Source organism: Zwartia sp., assembly GCF_049655405.1.
Lineage (GTDB): Bacteria > Pseudomonadota > Gammaproteobacteria > Burkholderiales > Burkholderiaceae_B > Zwartia.
Genome location: NZ_JBASJR010000013.1, coordinates 560,171 through 582,098, shown reverse-complemented (window position 1 = coordinate 582,098; position 21,928 = coordinate 560,171). Strand labels below are relative to the sequence as shown.

Below are 21,928 nucleotides of genomic sequence, written 5' to 3'. Positions count from 1 at the left end.
CACGGTATGGTGATCTACGACGCGCTCTATCGTTGGTGCTTGGACTGTCAGGACGAAACGCACAAATGGCAACCATCGGATTTAGAGTAGCGCGCTTAGGATATCTGCGCCGCGGCGCAGTCTCCTTTGCTACCTAATGCCACACAAAAAACTCGCTCGATCAGTCCGCAAGTAACCCATTGATTTTTATAGGGTTAGTAAAAACTGCTCGCGGACTTCGACCCGTAACCACAGGCCAGCCCTACAGAGACTATCCGCCCCCAGAGACAAAACCCTCTCTTTTACCGCCCTGAACCCCCGTCTCCACAGTCCGCAATACCCCCCACAGACCCGCATGAACCCAAACCTGTAGGCAAAAAAATACCAACCCCGAAAGGTTGGTATGTGCGGTAATGGTGGAGCCGGGGGGAATTGAACCCCCGTCCGCGAGCCCTCTGCAGGCAGTTCTACATGCGTAGTCGATTTACTTTTTGTTTAACCTCGGACTTAGCCAACCGACAGGCCGGACCTTGGCGATTCACTTGGATTTAAGAATTTGACGAGTGACCCGGCAAACCCCGATTCTTTGTAAATGACGCTGCTGTGGATTTCTCCACCTGACCCAAAGACAAATCAGTGCAGCGGCTCACCGCTTAAGCGGCCAGAGCGAAACGCTCGTCGTTGGCGTTTATAGTGTTTCCAGTGGATTTACGAGCGAACTGGTGCTCGGCATGCCCTGCACTGTTTCGCGACCCACGTCGAATCCGGATCGGCCCCAGTTGTTAGATTGTAGACGAACAATCTACTGTATCAGACCTTTAAGTTGTAAAAGAGTTCAACTATCGGTCAACTATTGGTCAAGTATTCAAAAGTGTCTTGATTGCAGGCCACATTTCTCTTGCAGAGTGCACGCAATGGTCTGCTTGCCAGGTTTCGATTGGGTGGTCAGGACCACAGTATCCATAGCCCGCAGCAATGGATGCCATGCCTGCCGCACGTGCAGCTTGTATATCTCGAATGTCATCGCCCACATAAACACAGCGATCTGTTCCAAAGCCCACCTGTTGTGCCGCGTGTAGCAAGGGAAGAGGGTGAGGCTTGGAGTGTGCCGTTGTATCACCGCAGACCAGTACGGCGCAGTCTTTATCCAGTCCCAACGCGACGACCAAAGGCTGTGCAAGATAAGTAGCTTTGTTGGTCACAATGCCCCAGGTCAAACCTTTGCGCGAGATATCCTCGAGTAGCTCTGGTACGCCATCAAACAAACAGGTGTCGACATGCATCGCGGCTTCGTAATCTTTTAAAAACTGCACGCGATGCTGCTCGTAATTTGGGTGTTCGGGAGTGATGTCTAGCGCACAGCGCAAGAGGCCACGCGCACCTGCCGAGGAATAGGGTCTCAAGACATCGATGGGCAAAGGCTCGAGCCCTGCACGCAGACGTTGTTTGTTTGCCGCAGCAGCCAAATCAGGTGCAGTGTCGGCAAGTGTGCCATCGAAATCAAACAAAACAAGTGCAGTCATTTACAGGTCGCCTTTGCGAGTAGCCATGAGATAGTTGACGCTCGTGTCTTGATTGAGCGAATAGTGTTCAGTCAGAGGGTTGTAGCCCATACCGATTAATTGGTGTGTGGTCAGATTGGCAGCACGCGCAGCTTGTGCGAGCTCGCTTGGACGCACAAAGCTGCGCCAGCTATGTGTGCCACGAGGCAGTAGTCGCAAAATATATTCAGCACCCACGATCGCAAACAAAAAGGATTTCGGATTGCGATTGATCGTTGAGAAAAATACCCAGCCGCCTGGTTTAACAAGCGTTGAGCACGCACGCACGATTGAACCGGGGTCAGGTACATGTTCAAGCATTTCCATGCAGGTCACGATATCAAACTGACCAGGCTGCTCGAGTGCCATCTCTTCGGCACTGATGCTACGGTAGGTGACTGGGACACCGGATTCGAGTCCATGTAGGCGGGCGACTTTGAGTGACTTGTCCGCCAAGTCAATGCCAGTCACTTCGCCGCCACTGACCGCCATGCTTTCAGCCAAAATACCGCCCCCGCATCCAACATCGAGGACTTTTTTACCCTGAAGTCCGCCAGTCAAGCCTTTAATCCAGTCCAGACGCAGTGGATTGATTGCATGCAAGGGCTTGAATTCACTTTTTGGATCCCACCAGCGCGAGGCGAGGGCGCTGAACTTGTCGAGTTCGGCTTGATCAACGTTACTAGAGCCTTTGGGCAAATCAGCGTTCATGGCGATTCTTTTAAAAAGTCTGGCGTGGATGCCGCGATACGAGTAGAAAACGACAGTTGAAATACCTAGTTACAGTACCAAACTTTGGCCGATAACCGGATGGAATCCCCAAAAGAAAAAAGACCTCGCGAACGAGGTCTTTTAATCTAGCGTAGACCACCGAGGCGGCCTAGCCAGTCAGCGTCAAGAATTACTTCTTGCTGCCGATGATTTCAACGTCTACACGACGGTTCTTAGCACGACCAGCTGCTGTACGGTTGTCAGCGACTGGATCAGCCTTGCCTTTACCGGATGCAGTGATACGATTGGCTGGAACGCCTTTCGAGACCAAGTATGCTTTGACAGCGTCAGCACGACGAATCGAGAGACCCATGTTGTAAGCATCTGAACCGATCCAGTCAGTGTGACCGACGGCGATGATGGTTTCGAGGTTGATTTCAGCTTGGCGAGCAGCGACCTGGTCGAGCAATTTACGACCTTCTGGTTTGACGATAGCCTTGTCAAAGTCGAACAAAGCTTCTGCTTTGATCGAAATCTTGTCAGCCATTGGCTGGCCAGATTTTTTGACACATTCGGCTGCAGCTGTAGCTGGAGTCCAGAAGTTGTCCTGCCAGCAGAGTTCATTGGAACCGTTCTTCCAAATGAGCTCACCTGAGCCGTTCTTCCAATTGTCTACCGTTTGCGCGGAAGCGACGCCAGTTGCTGTGAATGCAGCAAAGGCGAGTGCCAGAGCGAATTTGGAGGGTTTGTTCATGTTTCTCCTCGTTGAGCTTGAAGCTGGATAAGTGACTCGCAGCGAACCCCCGCCGCAAATAAAAAATACATCAGGAAACGGGTCCATTATAGCAACACAGTGAGCACTGTTTATAAATACTCTCTGGGTTTCCTGTGTGCTGAGCGAATCTTAAGGCATTTGATGAGGTTTCGTCACTCTTCTCGCACTTAAGAAGCATGGATATGCGTATTTATACGTTTAGGAGGGGTTTCTTGTTGGTTTTTGGCAACAAAAATTTACGTTTGGACGCAATTTGGCCAGATTTTCTAACTGAAAACCTGCAAGCGTAGGTGTGCGAGTAACGCCTCACCCAAAGGAATATGGTTTTCAGACCGAGCATTAATGAAAAAGTTCACAAATTTCTAAAAATTTGTTCACAGACCCAAATTATTGTTGAAATAGAAATTATTGGTAGGGGTGCGAGCCTGGATTGGGTCCTATCACTAAGTATATATACAGAGTGCCACTTGATGCCTAGCGCCGGTGTAGAATTCAAGGTTGTCATTTAGCAGTTGTTTTGACTATTTCGACCCCGTCTCGGGTTTTCAACCGTTGTCATTTGTTGCGAACTTTATGGATTCCTTTGCCAAGGAAACTCTTCCGATTTCACTCGAAGAAGAAATGCGCCGTAGTTATCTCGATTATGCGATGAGCGTAATTGTTGGGCGCGCCCTCCCGGATGTCCGGGATGGTCTCAAGCCTGTGCACCGACGCGTTCTATTCGCGATGCACGAGCTCAATAACGACTGGAATCGCGCCTATAAAAAATCTGCGCGTATTGTCGGTGACGTAATTGGTAAATATCACCCGCATGGCGACCAAGCCGTTTACGACACCATCGTTCGCATGGCGCAGGATTTTTCTCTACGCTATATGTTGGTAGATGGCCAAGGTAACTTTGGCTCCGTCGACGGCGACAGTGCTGCAGCGATGCGATACACCGAGATTCGTCTCTCCAAGATCGCGCACGAACTGTTGGCTGATATTGATCAGGAAACAGTCGACTTCGGACCAAACTATGACGGTAGCGAACATGAGCCGTTATTGTTGCCTTCGCGACTGCCCAACCTGCTGGTCAACGGTAGCTCTGGCATTGCAGTCGGCATGGCGACCAATATCCCGCCGCATAATTTGGCGGAGGTCATTGAGGGCTGCTTATATTGTTTGCGCAATCCTGAGTGCACTATTGATGAGCTGATTGAGCTCATCCCTGCACCTGACTTCCCAACCGGCGGCATTATTTACGGCATCGTTGGCGTACGCGAAGGCTATCGTACTGGGCGCGGCCGTGTGATTATGCGCGCCAAGACGCACTTCGAAGACATCGGTAACAACCGTCAGTCGATTGTGGTGGATGCTTTGCCTTACCAGGTCAATAAAAAGACCTTGCAAGAGCGTATCGCTGAGCTTGTTAACGAAAAGAAAGTCGAAGGGATCTCCGATATTCGTGACGAGTCTGACAAAGACGGTATGCGTTTGGTGATTGAGCTCAAGCGCAATGAGGTGCCTGAGGTCATTCTCAACAACCTATACAAACATACCCAGCTCCAGGATACCTTTGGTATGAACCTGGTGGCCTTGGTGGACGGTCAGCCGCGCTTGCTGAATCTTAAGCAAATGGTGGAGTATTTCCTCTCCCACCGTCGTGAAGTGGTGACACGTCGCACGGTGTTCCAGTTGCGCAAAGCCCGCGAGCGCGGTCACGTGCTTGAGGGATTGGCTGTTGCGCTCGCCAATATTGACGAGTTCATTGCCATCATCAAGGCTGCACCGACGCCTCCTGTGGCGCGCCAAGACTTGATGGACAAAACGTGGGACTCTTCGCTGGTGCGCGAAATGCTATCGCGTGCGGACACTGAGGCTGTGGGTGGTCGTGCTGCGTACCGTCCTGATAACTTGCCTGATAGGTTTGGTGTGCAGGCCGATGGCTTGTATCGACTGAGCGAAACGCAGGCTCAGGAAATTCTGAACATGCGCTTGCAGCGCTTGACAGGGCTTGAGCAGGACAAGATCGTCAGTGAGTACAAGTCCGTCATGGACACGATTCTTGACTTGTTGGATATCTTGGCAAAACCTGAGCGCATCACAGTCATCATTAGTGACGAGCTCCAGGCGATCAAGACTGAGTTCTCGATTAATGCCAAGGACGCGCGTCGCTCAGATATTGAGTTAAATGCCACCGAGCTCGACACTGAAGACTTGATTACACCCGCCGATATGGTGGTGACCTTGTCGCACGGTGGCTACATCAAGAGTCAGCCGCTTTCTGAATACCGCGCTCAAAAACGTGGTGGTCGCGGTAAACAAGCAACGGCCACTAAAGAGAATGATTGGATTGATCAGCTCTTTATCGCCAACACGCACGACTTCCTCTTGTGCTTCTCGGATCGAGGCCGTGTGTATTGGCTCAAAGTCTGGGAGGTTCCTCAAGGCACCCGCATTTCTCGTGGCAAGCCAATCGTCAATATGTTCCCCTTGATTGACGGCGAAAAAATTACGGTAGTTCTGCCGATCAAGGCCTTTAGCGATGATCAGACCGTCTTTATGGCGACCTCACGCGGGACGGTGAAAAAGACCTTATTGTCAGACTTCTCCAATCCTCGCAAGGCTGGCATTATCGCCGTCGATTTGGACGAGGGAGACTTCTTGATCGGTGCCGAACTGACTGACGGCAAGCACGATGTGATGTTGTTCTCCGATTCGGGCAAGGCAGTACGCTTTGACGAAAATGACGTGCGTCCTATGGGCCGTAATGCTCGCGGTGTGCGCGGCATGATGCTCGAAGAAGGGCAGCAGGTCATCGCCATGTTGGTATCAGGTGACGAGTCACAAACGGTCTTGACTGCAACGCAAAATGGCTTTGGTAAACGTACGCCGATCGCTGAGTACACGCGTCATGGCCGTGGCACCAAGGGCATGATTGCGATTCAGACTTCGGCGCGCAACGGTAAAGTTGTGGGCGCGGTGCTGGCCAACGCGACCGACGAAATCATGCTGATCACAACGGGCGGCGTGTTGGTGCGTACCCGAGTGGCTGAGATTCGTGAAATGGGTCGTGCAACCCAGGGTGTCACATTGATTAGCGTCGATGATGGCAGCGAGTTGTCTGGTGTGCGTCGTGTCGTTGAAAGCGATGTGGATGATGATGTGGATGCAGATCAAACTGCGGCAGCTGATTCAACTGCAGGTGCTGCTGGCGATGCCGCTCAGCCGGATGCTTCTGCAGGTAAAACAGATGAGGCTGGATCGGAGTCCTAAGATGGCGCGTCCCTGGAATTTTTCTGCAGGGCCGTCCGCCATGCCTGAGTCCGTACTCAAGCAAGCCGCGGCGGAAATGTTGGACTGGCACGGTTCGGGCATGTCCGTGATGGAAATGAGTCATCGCGGCAAACAATTCGTGGAAATCTGTTCTCAAGCTGAGTCAGATTTACGCGAGTTGCTCGCCATTTCTGACGATTATGCGGTTTTGTTCATGCAGGGAGGGGCGACGGCTGAAAATGCGATCGTTCCTCTCAATTTGCTTGCAAGAACACCTGAGCTCAAGGCTGATTTTGTGATCAGTGGCATTTGGGCTAAAAAATCTCTCCAAGAATGTCAGCGTTACGGTGATGCGCAAGTCGCTGCAACCAATGCTTCAGCAGCACTTGTGAGTGGTACCCAACAAGGGCCGGGTACTTGGTTGCCTGAACCGAGCGCCTGGCGTGTTCGACCAGATGCGGCCTATCTTCACTTGTGTAGCAACGAGACGATTGGTGGCGTTGAAACCATGGACTGGCCTGAGATGGCCGACTTGGGTGCCCCTGATGTTCCGTTAGTGGTGGATGCTTCCTCGCACTTTTTGTCTCGCCCTATGCCGGTGAACAAAACGGGAATGATTTTTGCGGGCGCCCAGAAAAATGCGGGCCCTGCAGGCTTAACGATTGTGATTGTGCGTCGTGATTTGATCGGCCATGCATTGCCAATCTGTCCCTCAGCATTTGATTACGCCAATGTTGCGCGCGAACAATCCATGTTCAATACGCCCCCTACTTATGCGATTTATATCGCGGGGCTAGTATTTAAATGGCTCAAGGAGCAGGGCGGTTTAGCGGCGATGGAGCAACTCAACATCGCAAAATCCTCCAAGCTCTACGGTTATTTTGATCAGAGCCATTTCTACACAGTTCCAGTGCATCCCTCGGTGCGCTCGCGGATGAACGCGCCATTTTTCTTGCCTGACACCTCGCTTGAGTCTGCCTTTTTAGCTGGCGCTGAGGCGCGTGGTTTGATGCAATTAAAAGGTCACAAAAGCGTGGGCGGAATGCGCGCTTCAATCTACAACGCCATGCCAATCGAAGGCGTGTCGGCACTTATAGACTATCTCAAGGACTTCGAGCGCGCTCATGGATGAGTCATTGCAAGCCCAATTGTTACCTTTACGCCAGCGAATCGACCAGATCGATGCTGAAATTTTAGACTTGCTGAACAAGCGAGCCCTCACGGCTCAAGAGGTTGGCGAGGTCAAACATGCCCATCATGCTGAAGGACCCGTTTTGCGGCCCGAGCGTGAGGCGCAAGTGATTCGACAGTTGCAGCAGCTCAATCGTGGCCCTTTTCCCTCTGAGGCAGTCGCTTCGGTATGGACTGAGATTATTTCGGCCTGTCGCGGCCTCGAACAGTCACTCACCGTTGCTTTTTTAGGACCGGCTGGCTCTTTTTCCGAGCAGGCTGCTTTTGAGCATTTTGGTCGCTCAGTCACGGGATTGCCCTGTCCATCTTTTGACGAAGTGTTTAGGGCGGTGGAGGCGGGTGCTGCGCAAGTAGGTATGGTGCCAGTCGAAAACTCTACCGAAGGCGCCGTCAATCGCACGCTGGATTTGTTGTTGGGCTCATCGCTCCGTATTTTGGGAGAGCGTTCCCTGCTCATTCGTCATTGTTTGCTCAGCAAATCTGGCAACATGAAGGGCATCACCAAAATTCTGGCGCATCCTCAGGCGCTGGCTCAGTGTCAAAATTGGCTCAATCGTGAATATCCAGGTATTCCACGCGAACCGGTCTCTAGCAATTCCGAAGCGGCTCGTTTAGCCTCGCTTGATCCGACGATTGCTGCCATTGCCAGCGATGTAGCAGCCCAAACTTGGGGTCTCGAGGTCGTGGCCTTGGGTATTCAGGATGACTCTCAAAACAGGACGCGTTTCCTGGCAATCGGAAAGCTTGATATTCTGCCAAGCGGACGAGATAAAACGAGCGTCATTCTTGCGGTCCCTAATCGCGCGGGGGCGGTGTATCAAATGTTGTCGCCACTGTCTGATAATGGCGTCTCCATGACAAGATTCGAGTCGCGTCCTGCTCGCACGGGGCAGTGGGAGTATTACTTTTATGTCGATCTCGAAGGTCATTGCGAGGATGCTCGCGTGAAAAAAGCGCTCGCGTCACTTGAGTCTCAATGTGCTTTTTATAAATTGCTCGGGTCCTATCCCGCGCAGTAGTCGCATGATCAGCGTGTCGCCCTTTTCGGAGTCGCGATGCAGTCATTTTCTCAATTCAGTTTTGTTGGTGTCCCTCTCATGTCCGCTCAAGACTCTGTATTGATTCCGCCGCCACATATCGCCGCGATCGCTCCATATCAGGCTGGCAAGCCCATCGAGGAGCTTGCGCGTGAGTTTGGGCTCGATCCTTCCGGTATCGTCAAACTCGCGTCTAACGAAAATCCTCTGGGGATGCCAGAGTCTGCCCGGCGTGCCATTTCTGAGGCCATCGCAGGCTTAGGACGCTACCCAGACCCCGCTGGATTTGATCTTAAAAAAGCCTTGTCAGAGCGTTATGGCGTTCCGCAAAATTGGCTCACCTTAGGCAACGGTTCAAACGATATTCTCGAATTAGTCGCGTCTGCTTTACTTGAGCCGGGCAGTTCGGTGGTTTACTCACAGTTCGCTTTTGTGGTGTATCGCCTTGCAACACAGGCGCGTGGTGCCGAGCATATTGTGGTGCCAGCCAAGGATCATGGACACGACTTACCGGCCATGCTCGCGGCGATTCAGGACAATACACGCTTAGTGTTTATTGCAAACCCGAACAATCCTACGGGGACTTATTTATCCAATGACTCGATTGAGTCTTTTCTTGCCTCAGTGGCTGAGCGTCATGGCTCGCGCGTGACTGTCGTACTCGATGAGGCCTATAACGAGTTTCTCGAGCCTGAATTGCGCGTCGATAGCGTAGGTTTGGTCAAGCGCTATCCCAACTTGCTCGTGTCGCGTAGTTTCTCTAAAGCCTATGGTTTGGCAGGTTTGCGTGTGGGCTTCGGTGTGGCGCAGCCTGTCTTGACTGATTTGCTGAATCGGGTTCGCCAGCCCTTCAATGTGAATTCTCTCGCTCAAGCCGCTGCGATCGCAGCGCTTGGTGACACGGCGTTCTTAAAAGAAAGCTTTGAAGTGAATCGCGCTGGAAAGGTCCAATTACAAAGCGCGTTTGAAAAGCTCGGACTGACCTATTTGCCGAGCTTCTCCAACTTTGTATTGGTCAAGGTGGGAGATGCGGCACAGGTCAATCTTGAGTTACTCAAGCGTGGTGTCATCGTGCGTCCTGTCAAGGGTGATGGTTTGCCCGAGTGGCTGCGTGTGTCGATTGGGTTGCCTCAGGAAAATCAAAAGTTTATCGAGGCGTTGACAGCAATTATGGAGCAGTTGGCTGCATGAGTGCATTCAAAATTGAGACCGTTGCAGTCATTGGCGTGGGTCTGATCGGAGGCTCGTTTGCGGCTGCTCTCAAACACGCGGGAGTCGTGGGCAAGGTGCTGGGGGCGGGTCGTCGCCCCGAGACCTTGCAAGAGGCCGTGCGTCTCGGTCTGATTGATGAGGTTGTGAGTTTTAAAGAGGCGGCGCAACGCGCGGACTTGATTTTTGTTGCGGCTCCCGTTGGCGCCTTTGAGGCGATTTTCCAGGCACTCGCCCCTTGGCTGGGGCCCAAGACCATCATCACTGATGGCGGTAGCACCAAGCAAAATGTCATCGAAGCGGCACGGGCCGGTTTGCAGGCCCGCGTGGCCCAATTTGTCCCCGGTCATCCGATGGCTGGGTCGCATGAAAAGGGGCCGCAAGCGGCCGACCCTAAGTTATATGTCGGACGGCGGGTCATGCTGACGCCGCTGGTTGAAAACCATCCTCAAGATGTCGAGACTGTTCGAGCGGCTTGGCAAGCGTGCGGCGCCAATGTGGTGTCGATCGAACCTTCTCAGCATGATGGTGTGGTGGCGGCGATTAGTCACTTGCCGCATTGGGTCGCTGCGCTTTTTATGGAATATGTCACGCAAAGTGATGACGCTGCGCTTAAATTGCAGACTGCGGGCTCTGGTTTCAGGGACTTTACACGCGTCGCTCAAGGATCCGCTGAAATGTGGCGCGACATTTTTATCGCAAATCGTCCTGCTATGTTGGCAGAGCTGCAGTCGATGAAAGCTGTGTTCGAGCGGGCTGAACATGCTCTGCGTGAAAACGATGCGGATTGGCTAGAAGACATGCTGGATCATGCCTCTAAAGCGCGGCGGGACTGGCAGGATCAGGGATCATGAGTCGTTTAGCTTTTTTGGATCTTCCTTCCGCTCAACGTGCTCAGGGTACCGTGGCATTGCCGGGTTCAAAAAGTATTTCTAATCGTGTGCTGCTGTTGTCTGCGCTTGCGCAAGGGACGACACGTATCGAAGGCTTGCTGGCATCTGACGATACCGCGGTGATGCTTGCTGCGCTGAAACAGCTCGGGGTGCAGGTGGACACGCACTCGTCTGATTCTGTCAGCGTGACAGGTGTTTCACGTTTCTCTGTCGATGATGCACAGCTTTTTATGGGCAATGCTGGTACGGCCATTCGACCGCTGACAGCCGCGCTTGCGGTGATGGGCGGACATTACACCTTGTCAGGTGTACCAAGAATGCATGAGCGTCCCATCGGTGACTTGGTCGAGGGGCTACGAGAAATGGGCGCCCGCATCAATTATCTGGAACAGCCAGGCTATCCACCTATTGAAATTTTGGCACCTGAGCAGCTTGAAGATCGTGTGCGCGTTCAGGGGTCTGTCTCTAGCCAGTTTCTCACCGCTGTGTTGATGGCCGCCCCGCTCGCGGTAGCGCGCTCTGGTCGCGCCCTCACGGTTGAGGTGATCGGGGAGCTGATATCCAAACCCTACATTGACATCACTTTAAATCTGATGGCGCGCTTTGGTGTGGCGGTTGAGCGACAAGGCTGGCAGCAGTTTGTGATTCACGCAGACGCCGCCTATCGCTCACCCAGCAGTATCTTTGTTGAGGGTGATGCCTCCTCTGCTTCGTATTTTCTTGCGCTGGGTGCAATTGGTGGTGGTCCAGTCAGGGTCGAGGGTGTCGGCGCCCAGAGTATCCAAGGAGACGTTGCCTTTGCTGACGTGATAGAGGCCATGGGTGCGCAAGTGCGTCGCGAAGCTTCTTTGATAGAGGTGACAGGTTTTCATGTTGCCTCTGGTCAGCGGCTGAAGGCGTTTGATACGGATTTCAACTTGATTCCGGATGCGGCCATGACAGCGGCTGCGCTCGCCCTGTTTGCGGATGGTCCTTGTACTTTGCGAAATATCGCAAGTTGGCGTGTCAAAGAAACGGATCGAATCCATGCCATGGAAACAGAATTGCGCAAATTGGGCGCGCGGGTAGAAAGTGGGCCAGACTGGCTGCGGGTCTATCCCGTGGAATCAGGCCAATGGCAAGATGCGGCGATTGATACTTACGATGATCATCGAATTGCCATGTGTTTTTCTCTGGCGGCCTTTGGTCAGTCAAAAGTGCGAATCATGGATCCGGACTGTGTGAGCAAAACATTCCCCACCTATTTTGATGTCTTAAGTGGTTTGTTGACATGAGCTCTCTTGTACCTGTGATTACGATTGATGGACCAACGGCGTCTGGCAAGGGAACCGTGGCCCATCGTGTGGCCGCTGCACTGGGATGGGGCGTGTTGGACAGCGGCGCTTTATATCGCCTGACTGCTTTGGCTGTGCTGCAACAAGCAGTCGACCCAACAGACGCGCAAGCGGTAGCCCAAGTCGCGCAATCCTTGCAGGTTGAGTTTCATCCAAATGGCGTGCTGCTTGCCAATCAAGAGGTCTCAGAACTAATTCGGCAGGAGCAAGTCGGTAATTTAGCGTCCCGTTTGGCCCCCAACCCTATGCTTCGACAGGCTCTATTGGGTCGTCAGAGAGCATTCAGGCAGGGTGCAGGCTTAGTCGCGGATGGCCGCGATATGGGCACGATTGTTTTTCAGGACGCCAACTTAAAGATATTTTTAGTCGCTGACGTGCTGGCGCGCGCGCAGAGACGATGTAAGCAATTGATCGACAAGGGAATTTCTGCTAATCTAGAGGACCTGCTTGCTGATATGCGCGAGCGAGATGCGCGTGATATTGAGCGTGCTGTCGCTCCACTATTGCCTGCACAAGATGCGCACGTGGTTGATTCGTCTCATTTGACGATTGAACAAACTGTGCAAACCATCCTTGACCTGTGGTCAAGGGTTTAACCACTCCACCCGAATAGGGTGTGTTACCGGCTCCAAAGGCCATCTGGATCTTCCGTACATGTCAACTCAACAAACCTCAACCCAAGCCGGCGAAAGTTTTGCCGCGCTGTTTGCAGAAAGTATCGAAAAACAGGACATGAAATCCGGCGAAGTCATTTCCGCCGAAGTCGTCCGTATCGATCACAACTTTGTTGTGGTCAACGCAGGTCTGAAATCAGAAGCTCTGATTCCCCTCGAAGAATTCCTGAACGATCAGGGCGAGCTCGAAGTCAAACCGGGCGACTTTGTGTCGGTCGCGATTGATTCGCTCGAAAACGGCTACGGTGATACCGTACTGTCCCGTGATCGCGCCAAGCGCCTGTCGGCCTGGTTGTCGCTCGAGCAGTCGCTCGACAAGAACGAATTGGTCACTGGTACCATCACAGGCAAGGTCAAGGGCGGTCTGACCGTCATGACTGCAGGCATCCGTGCCTTCTTGCCAGGTTCGTTGGTTGATTTGCGTCCTGTCAAGGACACAACGCCCTTCGAAGGCAAGACCATGGAATTCAAGGTCATCAAGCTTGATCGCAAGCGTAACAACGTTGTGTTGTCACGTCGTGCCGTGCTTGAAGCCAGCATGGGCGAAGAGCGTCAGAAGCTCCTCGAAAACCTCCAGGAAGGTTCGATCGTCAAGGGCGTTGTCAAAAACATCACCGATTACGGCGCGTTCGTGGACCTCGGTGGTATCGATGGCTTGTTGCACATTACAGATATGGCATGGCGTCGTGTGCGTCACCCATCCGAAGTCTTGACAGTTGGTCAAGAAGTCGAAGCCAAAGTCCTCAAGTTCGATCAGGAAAAGAGCCGCGTTTCACTGGGCGTCAAGCAGCTTGGCGAAGATCCATGGGTGGGTCTGGCACGTCGTTACCCACAGGGTACGCGTCTGTTCGGTAAGGTCACAAACCTCACCGACTACGGTTCATTTGTTGAAGTCGAAGCTGGTATCGAAGGTTTGGTTCACGTCTCCGAAATGGACTGGACAAACAAGAACGTTGATCCACGCAAGGTTGTGACACTCGGCGAAGAAGTCGAAGTCATGGTTCTCGAGATCGACGAAGACCGTCGCCGTATCTCCTTGGGTATGAAGCAGTGCCGTCAGAACCCATGGGAAGAGTTTGCCTCTAACTTCAAGCGTGGCGACAAGGTTCGCGGCGCGATCAAGTCAATTACTGACTTTGGTGTGTTCGTTGGCTTGCCAGGTGGCATTGATGGTCTGGTTCACTTGTCTGACTTGTCCTGGACAGAAACAGGCGAAGAAGCGGTTCGCAACTTTAAAAAGGGCGATGAGCTCGACGCAGTGGTTCTGGGCATCGACACAGACAAAGAGCGTATCTCCTTGGGTGTTAAGCAACTCGAAGGCGATCCATTCAACAACTTCGTAGGCACCTACGACAAGGGCGCAGTTGTCCCAGGTACAGTCAAAGCTGTTGAGCCTAAGGGCGCGACAGTGACATTGTCTCATGAGGTTGAGGGTTTCCTCCGCGCCTCAGAGATCGCCACTGGCCGTGTCGAAGACGCAACGACAGCCTTGAATGTTGGCGACAACATCGAAGCCATGATCATCAACGTCGACCGTAAAACACGTCAGATCCAGTTGTCGATCAAAGCGCGTGATACTGCCGAAACTGCTGACACGATGCAGCGTATGACTGAAGCAAGTGCTTCTTCGGGCACCACGAACTTGGGCGCATTGCTCAAGGCTAAGCTCGACCAAGCACGCGACACTGAATAAACCCAGTGACTAAGTCAGAACTCATCGCTGCACTGGCGGCCCGCTACTCTCAGCTGGCCGCTCGTGACACAGACTATGCGGTTAAAACCGTTCTTGATGCAATGACCCAAGCCCTGGCTGAAGGCCAGCGTATCGAGATTCGCGGTTTTGGCAGTTTTTCTTTGTCCGAACGTGCACCACGAGTTGGGCGCAACCCCAAATCCGGCGAACAAGTGCTGGTGCCTGGAAAACAGGTTCCTCACTTTAAGGCGGGTAAGGAGTTGCGCGAGCGTGTAGACTTAAGTGAAGCGCCGGCTGCAGCAATTGCCGGTTAGTTCGAAACCGCCTAAATGGCGGTTTTTTTATGCGCGAGCCACTCTGCGCGCTTACAATCTCCTTTTGTACTTTTGGAGGATCAGCCATGCGCTACTTCGTCTGGGCCTTGCGCCTGATCGTTTTTCTCGCGGTGCTGTTGTTCGCACTCAAAAATACCAATCCGGTGTCAGTGATATTTTTTGACGGCTTGGTGATTCCAAATGTTCCGTTGATCGTTGTCATGCTGTCGACGTTTGTCTTGGGCACGATATTTGGCTTGCTACTGACCGTGCCTCCGGCCTTTAGACGCCGCCGAGAGCTTGCGAGGCTTCGTAAGGAAATTGAAAAACTTCAAGCCGCGGCGAACCCGCAGGCACAAGCAGGACTATCGCCTGATGCCTTGGTACCTTTATCGCCTATTTAATGTGCATTGCGCTTGTGCAGCGCGTTGCTCTAGTTAACTTTCTGGAATATAGCCGTGGATTTTGAAGCCTGGTGGCTGATTTTCTTGCCGTTATTGTTTGCCTTGGGGTGGATGGCGGCTCGTTTTGATATTAAGCAGATGCTGTCCGAAACACGCAACCTGCCAGACTCTTATTTTCGTGGTTTGAATTTTCTTTTAAACGAAGAGCCCGATCGCGCAATCGATGCATTCGTCGAGGTCGCCAAGCTGGATCCTGAGACGACTGAGTTGCATTTTGCACTGGGCAGCTTGTTTCGCAGACGTGGAGAAATGGAGCGTGCAATTCGTGTGCACCAAAGCTTGTTGTTTAGAGAGGACTTGCCAATTGCACAGCGTGATCATGCGCAACACGAGTTAGCCCAGGACTATTTAAAAGCCGGCATGCTGGATCGGGCCGAAGAAGCGTTTGCTGTTCTGAAAGACACAAGTTTTGCACTGCCTGCACTGCGTGCACTGATCCGCATTTACGAATCGGAGCATGATTGGGCACGTGCCATTACAGCTGTCCAAACCCTCAGAAAGCTTGTCGATGAGCCGATGCCCCAACTGGTGCACTATCACTGCGAACAGGCACAAGCATTCTTGGCGGAAAAACCGTCAAATATTGAGCAAGCTCGTGCGGCCCTCGCTCTGGCTGAGCAAGCCGTAGATCAAACGCAGATGAGTGGTCCTACACCTGCTTTTGTTCGGGTGTCCATGCTCAATGCCACTATCGCGGCATCTCAGCAGGATTTGATCCAACAACAGTTCTTCCTTGAGTCCGTTCTGAAGCAAGCTCCCGAATTTGCAGGCTTGGTTGCCGCGGAGCTGTTCAATAACTACATGGCCCAAGGTCAGGCTGCTGAGGGTCTCATGCGTCTTCAGGATCACTATCAACGTCATCCTTCGTTAGACTTGTTTAATGTGGTCTTTAGAGGTTTGCGGGCTCAGCAAGGCGTTGATCAGGCTTGGGCGTTTGCACGACAAGCTCTGCAGTCACATCCTTCTTTGCTTGGTCTGGATCGTTTGCTCGAGGCAGAGCTGGCACAAAAGCCTGCGAACGAACAGACCCCTTCGGAGAGTCCGATTCCAGGTGCGGATCTGACCCTTTTACGTCGACTCATAAATCGGCACACCCAGCGCCTTGATCGTTATGTATGCGGAACATGCGGATTTCAGGCGCGCCGCTATTATTGGCAGTGCCCTGGTTGTAACGCGTGGGAGACATACAAACCGCGCAGATTGGAAGAGTTGGAATGAGTCAATTTCCTAAAGAAGCTATCTCACGGTCACGTGTCCTTGTGGTCGGTGACATCATGCTTGACCGATACTGGTTCGGCGAGGTGGAGCGTATTTCTCCTGAAGCACCCGTGCCAGTGGTTCGAGTGGTCAAGCGTGAAGACCGGTTGGGTGGTGCAGCAAACGTGGCGCGCAACATTGTTGCACTGGGTGCGCACGCAACACTGGCTGGTTTTGTCGGAGAAGATGAGGCGGCCACAAGTGTGCGTCAATTGCTTTCCGAGGCAGGCATTCAGGCCCACATGATTACGGATGTGGCGCATCCCACAACGCTCAAAATGCGTGTGCTGGGTCGACAGCAGCAGTTGTTGCGCATTGATTTTGAGGAAAAGCCAACTGCAACCTTACTTGAGGCCTTACGCGATCAGGTAGAAAAATTGTTGGCTGGACATGATGTACTTGTCCTCTCTGATTACGCGAAAGGAGCTTTAGCTGAAGTCGACGTATTGATTGAGCTTGCTCGAAAAAAGGGTTTGCCGATTTTGGTAGATCCTAAGGGTACGGACTATCGACGTTATCGTGGTGCGAGCTTAGTGACCCCAAACCGAAGCGAGATGCAGCAGGCTGTTGGTGTCTGGAGTTCCGAGCAAGAACTCACCGATCGAGCTCAGGTCTTACGAGAGCAGCTCAGCCTGGATGCCTTGCTCGTGACACGCTCAGAACAGGGCATGACACTTTTCACTGGGCAGGGCCGCGAGCATGTCGAGGCCCAAGCACACGAGGTGTTCGATGTTTCAGGAGCGGGCGACACGGTACTGGCCACTTTGGCGGTGATGCGGGCGGTGGGCATAGATTGGCCTACTGCAATGCGTTGGGCCAATCGGGCGGGTGGTATTGTTGTCGGTAAATTAGGTACGTCCATTGTTACAGCGGGAGAGCTTTCATGATCATCGTTACAGGCGCAGCAGGTTTTATCGGTAGCAACATCGTGCGCGGGCTCAACCGGAGAGGCATCACGAATATTTTGGCAGTGGACGACCTGACAGATGGCGACAAATTCGTCAATCTGGTTGGTGCTCAGATTGCTGATTACATGCACAAGGACGATTTTCGTCGTCGTGTGTTAGAGGGATCATTACCTGCTGTTCGTGCAGTCTTTCACCAAGGCGCGTGCTCTGACACCACTGAGCGCGATGGTCGCTTCATGATGGATAACAACTACCGTGTCACGCTTGAGTTGTTTGAGTATTGCCAAGCGCACAAAGTCTCATTCATGTATGCCTCGTCTGCAGCGGTATACGGTGCAGGACCTGTTTATGTGGAAAGCCTTGAAAACGAGCGTCCACTCAATGTATACGGTTACTCTAAGTTTCTATTTGATCAGGTTGTTCGTGCGCGCAGTGCGTCGTTAACAGCCCAAGTGGTTGGGTTGCGATATTTCAATGTGTATGGTCCCCAGGAGCAGCACAAAGGACGCATGGCCTCTGTGGCATTTCACAATATGAATCAATTCCTCGCTGAGGGTTACGTTCGCTTGTTTGGTGGCTGGGATGGCTACGCCGACGGCGGTCAAATGCGTGACTTCATTTCAGTTCACGATGTGGTCGATGTGAACTTGCACTTCCTTGATCATCCTGAAACCTCCGGTATCTTCAATTGTGGAACGGGACGCGCGCAGCCGTTCAATGATGTGGCCGCTGCAGTCGTGAATGCGATGCGCGCCACACAAGGCAAAACAGCGCTACCACTGGATGATCTCGTCAAACAAGGATTGTTGCGCTACGACAGTTTCCCTGATGATCTAAAAGGGCGATACCAGAGCTATACGCAAGCAGATGTAACAGCATTGCGTCAGGCTGGCTTTACAGCACCGATGCGTGATGTGGAGACTGGTGTGTCCGAGTACGTGCATCAACTGTTTGCGCCGCAAAGCTAAACTTTCTCGATCCCTCCTCGATCCTTGCGTAAACTCCGCATGGATGAATGGTGTTTTTTTGCACCCTTAAGTTCAGTTTGCGCCTCAAGATAGCACTCGAGCAACAGACTCATTCCGAGTCTGTTCAAGTGTGTTCGTCTCTTGGAGCAAATACTTTTATGAACCCCTTTCTTAAAGATCCCGTTGCACAACCTCTGGGTAAGCAGACTGCCGCGCATTGGCGTAAACCTGTTAAACGTCAATGCGTTTCTAGCCTCTCTCGCCATGCCAGTTTAGCCATGATGGCTGCAGGGTTGACGGTTGGAGTGCCTGCGCAAGCGCTCGATGTGAATGCGGCATCCGTGACGCAACTTGAGAGCTTGCGCGGTATTGGCCCACGTACCGCAAAAATGATTGTTCATGAGCGCAGTCGTGCAGGTGCATTTGCCTCCATGGAGGATTTGTCTGACCGTGTAAAGGGGCTGGGAGAGCGTCGCGTCCGAGCGCTCAGTCAAGCGGGTCTTGAGGTCAAGGCCACGTCATCAGGCGTATCAATGACTTCGAACCAAGATGCTCTAGTCATGGATTTGCCCGGAGGCACCCGTCACACAAAACGAAAATCTCAGCCCATTGTTGCGAAACCTGAAATTATTGCCCCTCAGTCTTTCTAAGTAGTTCGTGAGGTGTTTGCAGACAGGTTGATAAACTTTTGGGTATGATCAGTGCATATGAAAACATATCCTTCCGTTGAAAATACCGTTGGCAACACACCTCTCGTGCAGCTCAAGAGATTGCCGGGTTCCATTGCAAATGAGCGCGGCAATATCGTCCTTGGCAAGCTAGAGGGCAACAATCCTGCTGGCTCTGTCAAGGATCGCCCCGCGCTATCGATGATCTTGGGCGCCGAGGCACGAGGTGAAATCAAGCCTGGCGATACGCTCATCGAAGCAACGAGTGGTAATACGGGCATCGCACTCGCGATGACCGCAGCCATGCGTGGCTACAAAATGATTTTGATCATGCCTGATAACCTTTCGGTCGAACGACGCGCGTCGATGGCGGCCTACGGGGCCAAGCTTATTTTGACACCAGCCAATCAGGGAGGCATGGAGCATGCGCGGGATCTGGCTGCGCGTATGCAGTCAGAGGGGCAGGGCAAGGTATTAGATCAGTTTTCAAATCCTGACAATCCGCTCGCGCATTTCAACACCACGGGTCCAGAGTTGTGGGAGCAGACGCAAGGGCGAATTACGCACTTTGTGAGTGCGATGGGTACGACCGGTACCATTATGGGTGTGTCGCGCTATCTTAAAAGTCGTAATCCTGCGATCACTATTGTTGGGGCTCAGCCTGCTGAGGGCTCTCAAATCGCAGGCATTCGTAAATGGCCAGAGGCCTATTTGCCGTCTATCTACGATCCCTCCCTCGTCGATCAGTTTGAGCAGATTGAGCAAAAAGACGCTGAAAATATGGCGCGTCGCTTAGCGGCCGAAGAAGGGATTTGTGCCGGGGTGTCTGCGGCTGGAGCACTCGTTGCAGCACTGCGCGTTGCGCAGACTGCGCGCAACGCGACGATTGCTTTTATTGTGTGTGATCGCGGGGATCGCTACTTGTCGACGGGACTATTCGACGAGCAGGTCTAGCGATTTTCCAATGCTTGCGCCAAGTCCGCCACAGAAGCCGCATAAAAATAGCTGCGGTTGTATTGGGTGATGGTAAAGAAATTTTGCGTCGCGGTGCGTAGTTCAACCCGACCTGCTGCTTCTTCGGGTAAATCGATGACACCGAGTGGGCCGCGTGACCAAGCGGTTTCCTTGGCACCGGGGGCGAGCTTAGCTCCAGCTGCTCGCAACTGTGGCCAGTCAAGATTAGGCTTGAGTCCGCCGTCTACTAGTTTGTCTGCCGAGATAGGGAGTGTGACCGGGGCAAACACTGGAAGCCCTCGCTGCCAGCCGTGTTCCACTAAAAAGTTTGCGACAGAGTCAATGGCATCCGGCATGCTGTTGGAGAGATCAATGCTTTTGGCACCAGAAGCGCTGACAGCAAACCGCTTGATGCTACCCGGCATAAACTGGGGAATACCAATCGCGCCTGCGTAGGAACCTTTGATGCTTCGTGCATCCAGGCGGCCAGTGAGATCGAGCTCAATCAGATCGGCGAGTTGTCCCCGAAACATCGCTGCGCGATCTGGACGTTTTGGATCAGGGTAGTCAAAGCCTAGTGATGCCAGTGCATCCAGAACGCGGAAATTGCCTTGGCTTTTGCCATAAAGTGTTTCCACTCCGATGATGGCAGCAATGATGGATTGTGGAACACCATAGCGTTTTGCGGCGCGATCAAGCTCTGGTGCGTACTGTTGCATAAAGGCACGACCTTGATTGATGCGGATCGGCTCGACAAAACGCCCACGGTACGTTGCCCAGCTCCGCGGCACCTTGGGTTGACCGACGGCGGGCGGGGTCACGATCCGGACGACCGTTGGGTTGTAGCGCGCATCCTCCACCAGGCTAAGGACACCTGTCTCGGAGAGCTGGCGAGAGGAGGCGAGCTCTATGCCAAATTGACGCAAAGCCGCACGCCGCGTTGCCTGTGTGTGACCGCCTGCGGGAGTTGTATTTCCGACATCTGGTGACTGTGTGCCCGTCTGATTGGCCGTCTGGCTGCTGTTAGGCTGGCCTGAGTGGCTCGCCGACCCAGAGTTGGGCGAGACCGCAGTGCCTGCACAGGCGCTCAAAAGCGCAGTCAGGCAGCTGATTTGCAGAACACGGCGGGGCAAAGACATAAATTTTCCTTATTAACAATTGTCGCTATGATACCTAGACATAGATCCCTCGTCACCGGCCGGCCATCTAGTCTTGGCGTTTCTTTCAAAATGACAGAGACGTCGTTTCACAATGGCATAGGGGTCGAGCAGAGTCGTATCCTCTATATCCGGTAAAATCAAACCCTGAAACGTCATTTAAATACTTGATTTATCTCTGGAGATCGTTGGATGAAGGTGCTTGTGCCTGTAAAGCGTGTCGTTGATTACAACGTCAAAGTACGCGTCAAATCGGATCAATCGGGTGTTGATATCGCAAACGTCAAGATGTCGATGAATCCTTTTGATGAAATCGCTGTCGAAGAAGCCACGCGTCTCAAAGAAAAAGGCGCAGCTACGGAGATCATCGCTGTCTCCTGCGGCGTCGCACAATGCCAGGAAACGTTGCGCACAGCGATGGCGATTGGCGCAGACCGTGGCATTCTTGTTCAGACAGATGTTGAACTCCAGCCTTTAGCCGTGGCTAAATTGCTCAAGGTTCTTGTTGAAAAAGAGCAGCCACAGTTGGTGATTCTCGGCAAACAAGCCATTGATGATGACGCCAATCAGACTGGTCAGATGTTGGCTGCGTTACTTGGCTGGTCTCAGGCGACCTTTGCCAGTAAAGTCGAACTCGGCGAAGGCGTGGCACGTGTGACCCGTGAAGTCGACGGTGGACTCGAGACGCTGGAGCTCAAATTGCCTGCGATTGTCACGACTGACTTGCGTTTGAATGAGCCACGCTACGTGACATTGCCTAACATCATGAAGGCGAAGAAAAAGCAGCTCGACACTGTGACGCCTCAGGATCTTGGTGTCGATGTCGCACCTCGCCTGAAAACACTAAAAGTAGCCGAGCCCTCAGCGCGCTCCGCTGGCGTAAAAGTCGCGGATGTTGCCGCGCTTGTCGATAAACTCAAGAACGAAGCCAAGGTGGTTTGAT

Annotated in this window: 20 protein-coding genes and 1 other RNA gene; 16 read left to right on the top strand and 5 right to left on the bottom strand. The window is 52.7% G+C overall.

The features are described 5' to 3' along the window. Positions 1–393: 393 nt before the first annotated feature. The 4 genes from ssrA to ompA all read right to left on the bottom strand — a co-directional run bounded on the left by ssrA (position 394) and on the right by ompA (position 2,985). Positions 394–756: a transfer-messenger RNA gene (gene ssrA, locus WBJ47_RS14140) on the bottom strand. Positions 757–836: 80 nt separating this feature from the next. Further along, positions 837–1,502 carry a phosphoglycolate phosphatase gene (gph, locus tag WBJ47_RS14135; protein ID WP_422244243.1) on the bottom strand — a complete coding sequence of 222 codons (666 nt, stop codon included), beginning with the start codon at positions 1,500–1,502 and terminating at the stop codon, positions 837–839. After that, a complete protein-coding gene (gene ubiG / locus WBJ47_RS14130; RefSeq protein ID WP_422244244.1) occupies positions 1,503–2,231 on the bottom strand; it encodes a bifunctional 2-polyprenyl-6-hydroxyphenol methylase/3-demethylubiquinol 3-O-methyltransferase UbiG in 729 nt (242 codons plus the stop codon). 190 nt (positions 2,232–2,421) lie between these two features. Then, the gene (gene ompA, locus WBJ47_RS14125) at positions 2,422–2,985 is read right to left on the bottom strand and encodes an outer membrane protein OmpA (RefSeq protein WP_422244245.1); all 564 of its coding nucleotides are present in this window, start codon (positions 2,983–2,985) and stop codon (positions 2,422–2,424) included. Between the two features lie 594 nt (positions 2,986–3,579). Here ompA and gyrA point away from each other — a divergent pair. The 15 genes from gyrA to cysM all read left to right on the top strand — a co-directional run bounded on the left by gyrA (position 3,580) and on the right by cysM (position 19,828). Further along, the gene (gyrA, locus tag WBJ47_RS14120; protein ID WP_422244246.1) at positions 3,580–6,264 is read left to right on the top strand and encodes a DNA gyrase subunit A; all 2,685 of its coding nucleotides are present in this window, start codon (positions 3,580–3,582) and stop codon (positions 6,262–6,264) included. 1 nt (position 6,265) lies between these two features. Next, positions 6,266–7,396 (top strand): 3-phosphoserine/phosphohydroxythreonine transaminase, encoded by a 1,131-nt coding sequence (gene serC, locus WBJ47_RS14115; RefSeq protein WP_422244247.1) that lies wholly within the window; start codon positions 6,266–6,268, stop codon positions 7,394–7,396. Then, positions 7,389–8,474, top strand: a complete 1,086-nt coding sequence (gene pheA, locus WBJ47_RS14110; protein ID WP_422244248.1) for a prephenate dehydratase — start codon at positions 7,389–7,391, stop codon at positions 8,472–8,474. The genes serC and pheA overlap by 8 nt, the downstream gene beginning before the upstream one ends. Before the next feature lie 78 nt (positions 8,475–8,552). Then, positions 8,553–9,683, top strand: a complete 1,131-nt coding sequence (gene hisC / locus WBJ47_RS14105; protein ID WP_422244294.1) for a histidinol-phosphate transaminase — start codon at positions 8,553–8,555, stop codon at positions 9,681–9,683. After that, positions 9,680–10,555: a prephenate dehydrogenase gene (locus WBJ47_RS14100; RefSeq protein ID WP_422244249.1), complete on the top strand. Its 876-nt coding sequence runs from the start codon at positions 9,680–9,682 to the stop codon at positions 10,553–10,555. Before hisC ends, WBJ47_RS14100 begins: the two co-directional genes overlap by 4 nt. Beyond that, entirely contained in the window at positions 10,552–11,868 is a 1,317-nt protein-coding gene (gene aroA, locus WBJ47_RS14095; protein ID WP_422244250.1) for a 3-phosphoshikimate 1-carboxyvinyltransferase, read from the top strand. The genes WBJ47_RS14100 and aroA overlap by 4 nt, the downstream gene beginning before the upstream one ends. Further along, entirely contained in the window at positions 11,865–12,524 is a 660-nt protein-coding gene (cmk, locus tag WBJ47_RS14090) for a (d)CMP kinase (RefSeq protein ID WP_422244251.1), read from the top strand. Before aroA ends, cmk begins: the two co-directional genes overlap by 4 nt. Before the next feature lie 58 nt (positions 12,525–12,582). Beyond that, positions 12,583–14,295 carry a 30S ribosomal protein S1 gene (gene rpsA, locus WBJ47_RS14085; RefSeq protein WP_422244252.1) on the top strand — a complete coding sequence of 571 codons (1,713 nt, stop codon included), beginning with the start codon at positions 12,583–12,585 and terminating at the stop codon, positions 14,293–14,295. A gap of 5 nt (positions 14,296–14,300) precedes the next feature. Then, entirely contained in the window at positions 14,301–14,609 is a 309-nt protein-coding gene (locus WBJ47_RS14080) for an integration host factor subunit beta (protein WP_422244253.1), read from the top strand. Between the two features lie 86 nt (positions 14,610–14,695). Further along, entirely contained in the window at positions 14,696–15,013 is a 318-nt protein-coding gene (locus WBJ47_RS14075; protein WP_422244254.1) for a lipopolysaccharide assembly protein LapA domain-containing protein, read from the top strand. A gap of 54 nt (positions 15,014–15,067) precedes the next feature. After that, positions 15,068–16,291 carry a lipopolysaccharide assembly protein LapB gene (lapB, locus tag WBJ47_RS14070; protein WP_422244255.1) on the top strand — a complete coding sequence of 408 codons (1,224 nt, stop codon included), beginning with the start codon at positions 15,068–15,070 and terminating at the stop codon, positions 16,289–16,291. Then, positions 16,288–17,217, top strand: coding sequence for a D-glycero-beta-D-manno-heptose-7-phosphate kinase (gene rfaE1 / locus WBJ47_RS14065; protein WP_422244256.1), 930 nt, complete (start codon positions 16,288–16,290; stop codon positions 17,215–17,217). Before lapB ends, rfaE1 begins: the two co-directional genes overlap by 4 nt. Continuing rightward, the gene (gene rfaD / locus WBJ47_RS14060; RefSeq protein WP_422244257.1) at positions 17,214–18,206 is read left to right on the top strand and encodes an ADP-glyceromanno-heptose 6-epimerase; all 993 of its coding nucleotides are present in this window, start codon (positions 17,214–17,216) and stop codon (positions 18,204–18,206) included. The genes rfaE1 and rfaD overlap by 4 nt, the downstream gene beginning before the upstream one ends. 158 nt (positions 18,207–18,364) lie before the next feature. Continuing rightward, on the top strand, positions 18,365–18,856 hold the full coding sequence (locus WBJ47_RS14055; protein ID WP_422244258.1) for a ComEA family DNA-binding protein: 492 nt from the start codon (positions 18,365–18,367) through the stop codon (positions 18,854–18,856). A gap of 51 nt (positions 18,857–18,907) precedes the next feature. Next, positions 18,908–19,828, top strand: coding sequence for a cysteine synthase CysM (gene cysM / locus WBJ47_RS14050; protein WP_422244259.1), 921 nt, complete (start codon positions 18,908–18,910; stop codon positions 19,826–19,828). On the opposite strand, the gene mltB is transcribed toward cysM, so the two are convergent. Next, on the bottom strand, positions 19,825–20,967 hold the full coding sequence (gene mltB / locus WBJ47_RS14045; RefSeq protein WP_422244260.1) for a lytic murein transglycosylase B: 1,143 nt from the start codon (positions 20,965–20,967) through the stop codon (positions 19,825–19,827). The two genes, cysM and mltB, sit on opposite strands and share 4 nt — an antisense overlap. A 210-nt stretch (positions 20,968–21,177) precedes the next feature. On the opposite strand from mltB, the gene WBJ47_RS14040 reads away from it, so the two are divergent. Continuing rightward, complete coding sequence (locus WBJ47_RS14040) at positions 21,178–21,927, top strand: electron transfer flavoprotein subunit beta/FixA family protein (RefSeq protein WP_422244261.1); 750 nt, start codon at positions 21,178–21,180, stop codon at positions 21,925–21,927. Position 21,928 lies beyond the last annotated feature (1 nt).

Bases quoted from the DNA above. Each gene is read 5' to 3' on its own strand.
- gph (WP_422244243.1), bottom strand. From the start codon at position 1,502: ATGACTGCACTTGTTTTGTTTGATTTCGATGGCACACTTGCCGACACT.
- ubiG (WP_422244244.1), bottom strand. From the start codon at position 2,231: ATGAACGCTGATTTGCCCAAAGGCTCTAGTAACGTTGATCAAGCCGAA.
- ompA (WP_422244245.1), bottom strand. From the start codon at position 2,985: ATGAACAAACCCTCCAAATTCGCTCTGGCACTCGCCTTTGCTGCATTC.
- gyrA (WP_422244246.1), top strand. From the start codon at position 3,580: ATGGATTCCTTTGCCAAGGAAACTCTTCCGATTTCACTCGAAGAAGAA.
- serC (WP_422244247.1), top strand. From the start codon at position 6,266: ATGGCGCGTCCCTGGAATTTTTCTGCAGGGCCGTCCGCCATGCCTGAG.
- pheA (WP_422244248.1), top strand. From the start codon at position 7,389: ATGGATGAGTCATTGCAAGCCCAATTGTTACCTTTACGCCAGCGAATC.
- hisC (WP_422244294.1), top strand. From the start codon at position 8,553: ATGTCCGCTCAAGACTCTGTATTGATTCCGCCGCCACATATCGCCGCG.
- WBJ47_RS14100 (WP_422244249.1), top strand. From the start codon at position 9,680: ATGAGTGCATTCAAAATTGAGACCGTTGCAGTCATTGGCGTGGGTCTG.
- aroA (WP_422244250.1), top strand. From the start codon at position 10,552: ATGAGTCGTTTAGCTTTTTTGGATCTTCCTTCCGCTCAACGTGCTCAG.
- cmk (WP_422244251.1), top strand. From the start codon at position 11,865: ATGAGCTCTCTTGTACCTGTGATTACGATTGATGGACCAACGGCGTCT.
- rpsA (WP_422244252.1), top strand. From the start codon at position 12,583: ATGTCAACTCAACAAACCTCAACCCAAGCCGGCGAAAGTTTTGCCGCG.
- WBJ47_RS14075 (WP_422244254.1), top strand. From the start codon at position 14,696: ATGCGCTACTTCGTCTGGGCCTTGCGCCTGATCGTTTTTCTCGCGGTG.
- rfaE1 (WP_422244256.1), top strand. From the start codon at position 16,288: ATGAGTCAATTTCCTAAAGAAGCTATCTCACGGTCACGTGTCCTTGTG.
- rfaD (WP_422244257.1), top strand. From the start codon at position 17,214: ATGATCATCGTTACAGGCGCAGCAGGTTTTATCGGTAGCAACATCGTG.
- WBJ47_RS14055 (WP_422244258.1), top strand. From the start codon at position 18,365: ATGAACCCCTTTCTTAAAGATCCCGTTGCACAACCTCTGGGTAAGCAG.
- mltB (WP_422244260.1), bottom strand. From the start codon at position 20,967: ATGTCTTTGCCCCGCCGTGTTCTGCAAATCAGCTGCCTGACTGCGCTT.
- WBJ47_RS14040 (WP_422244261.1), top strand. From the start codon at position 21,178: ATGAAGGTGCTTGTGCCTGTAAAGCGTGTCGTTGATTACAACGTCAAA.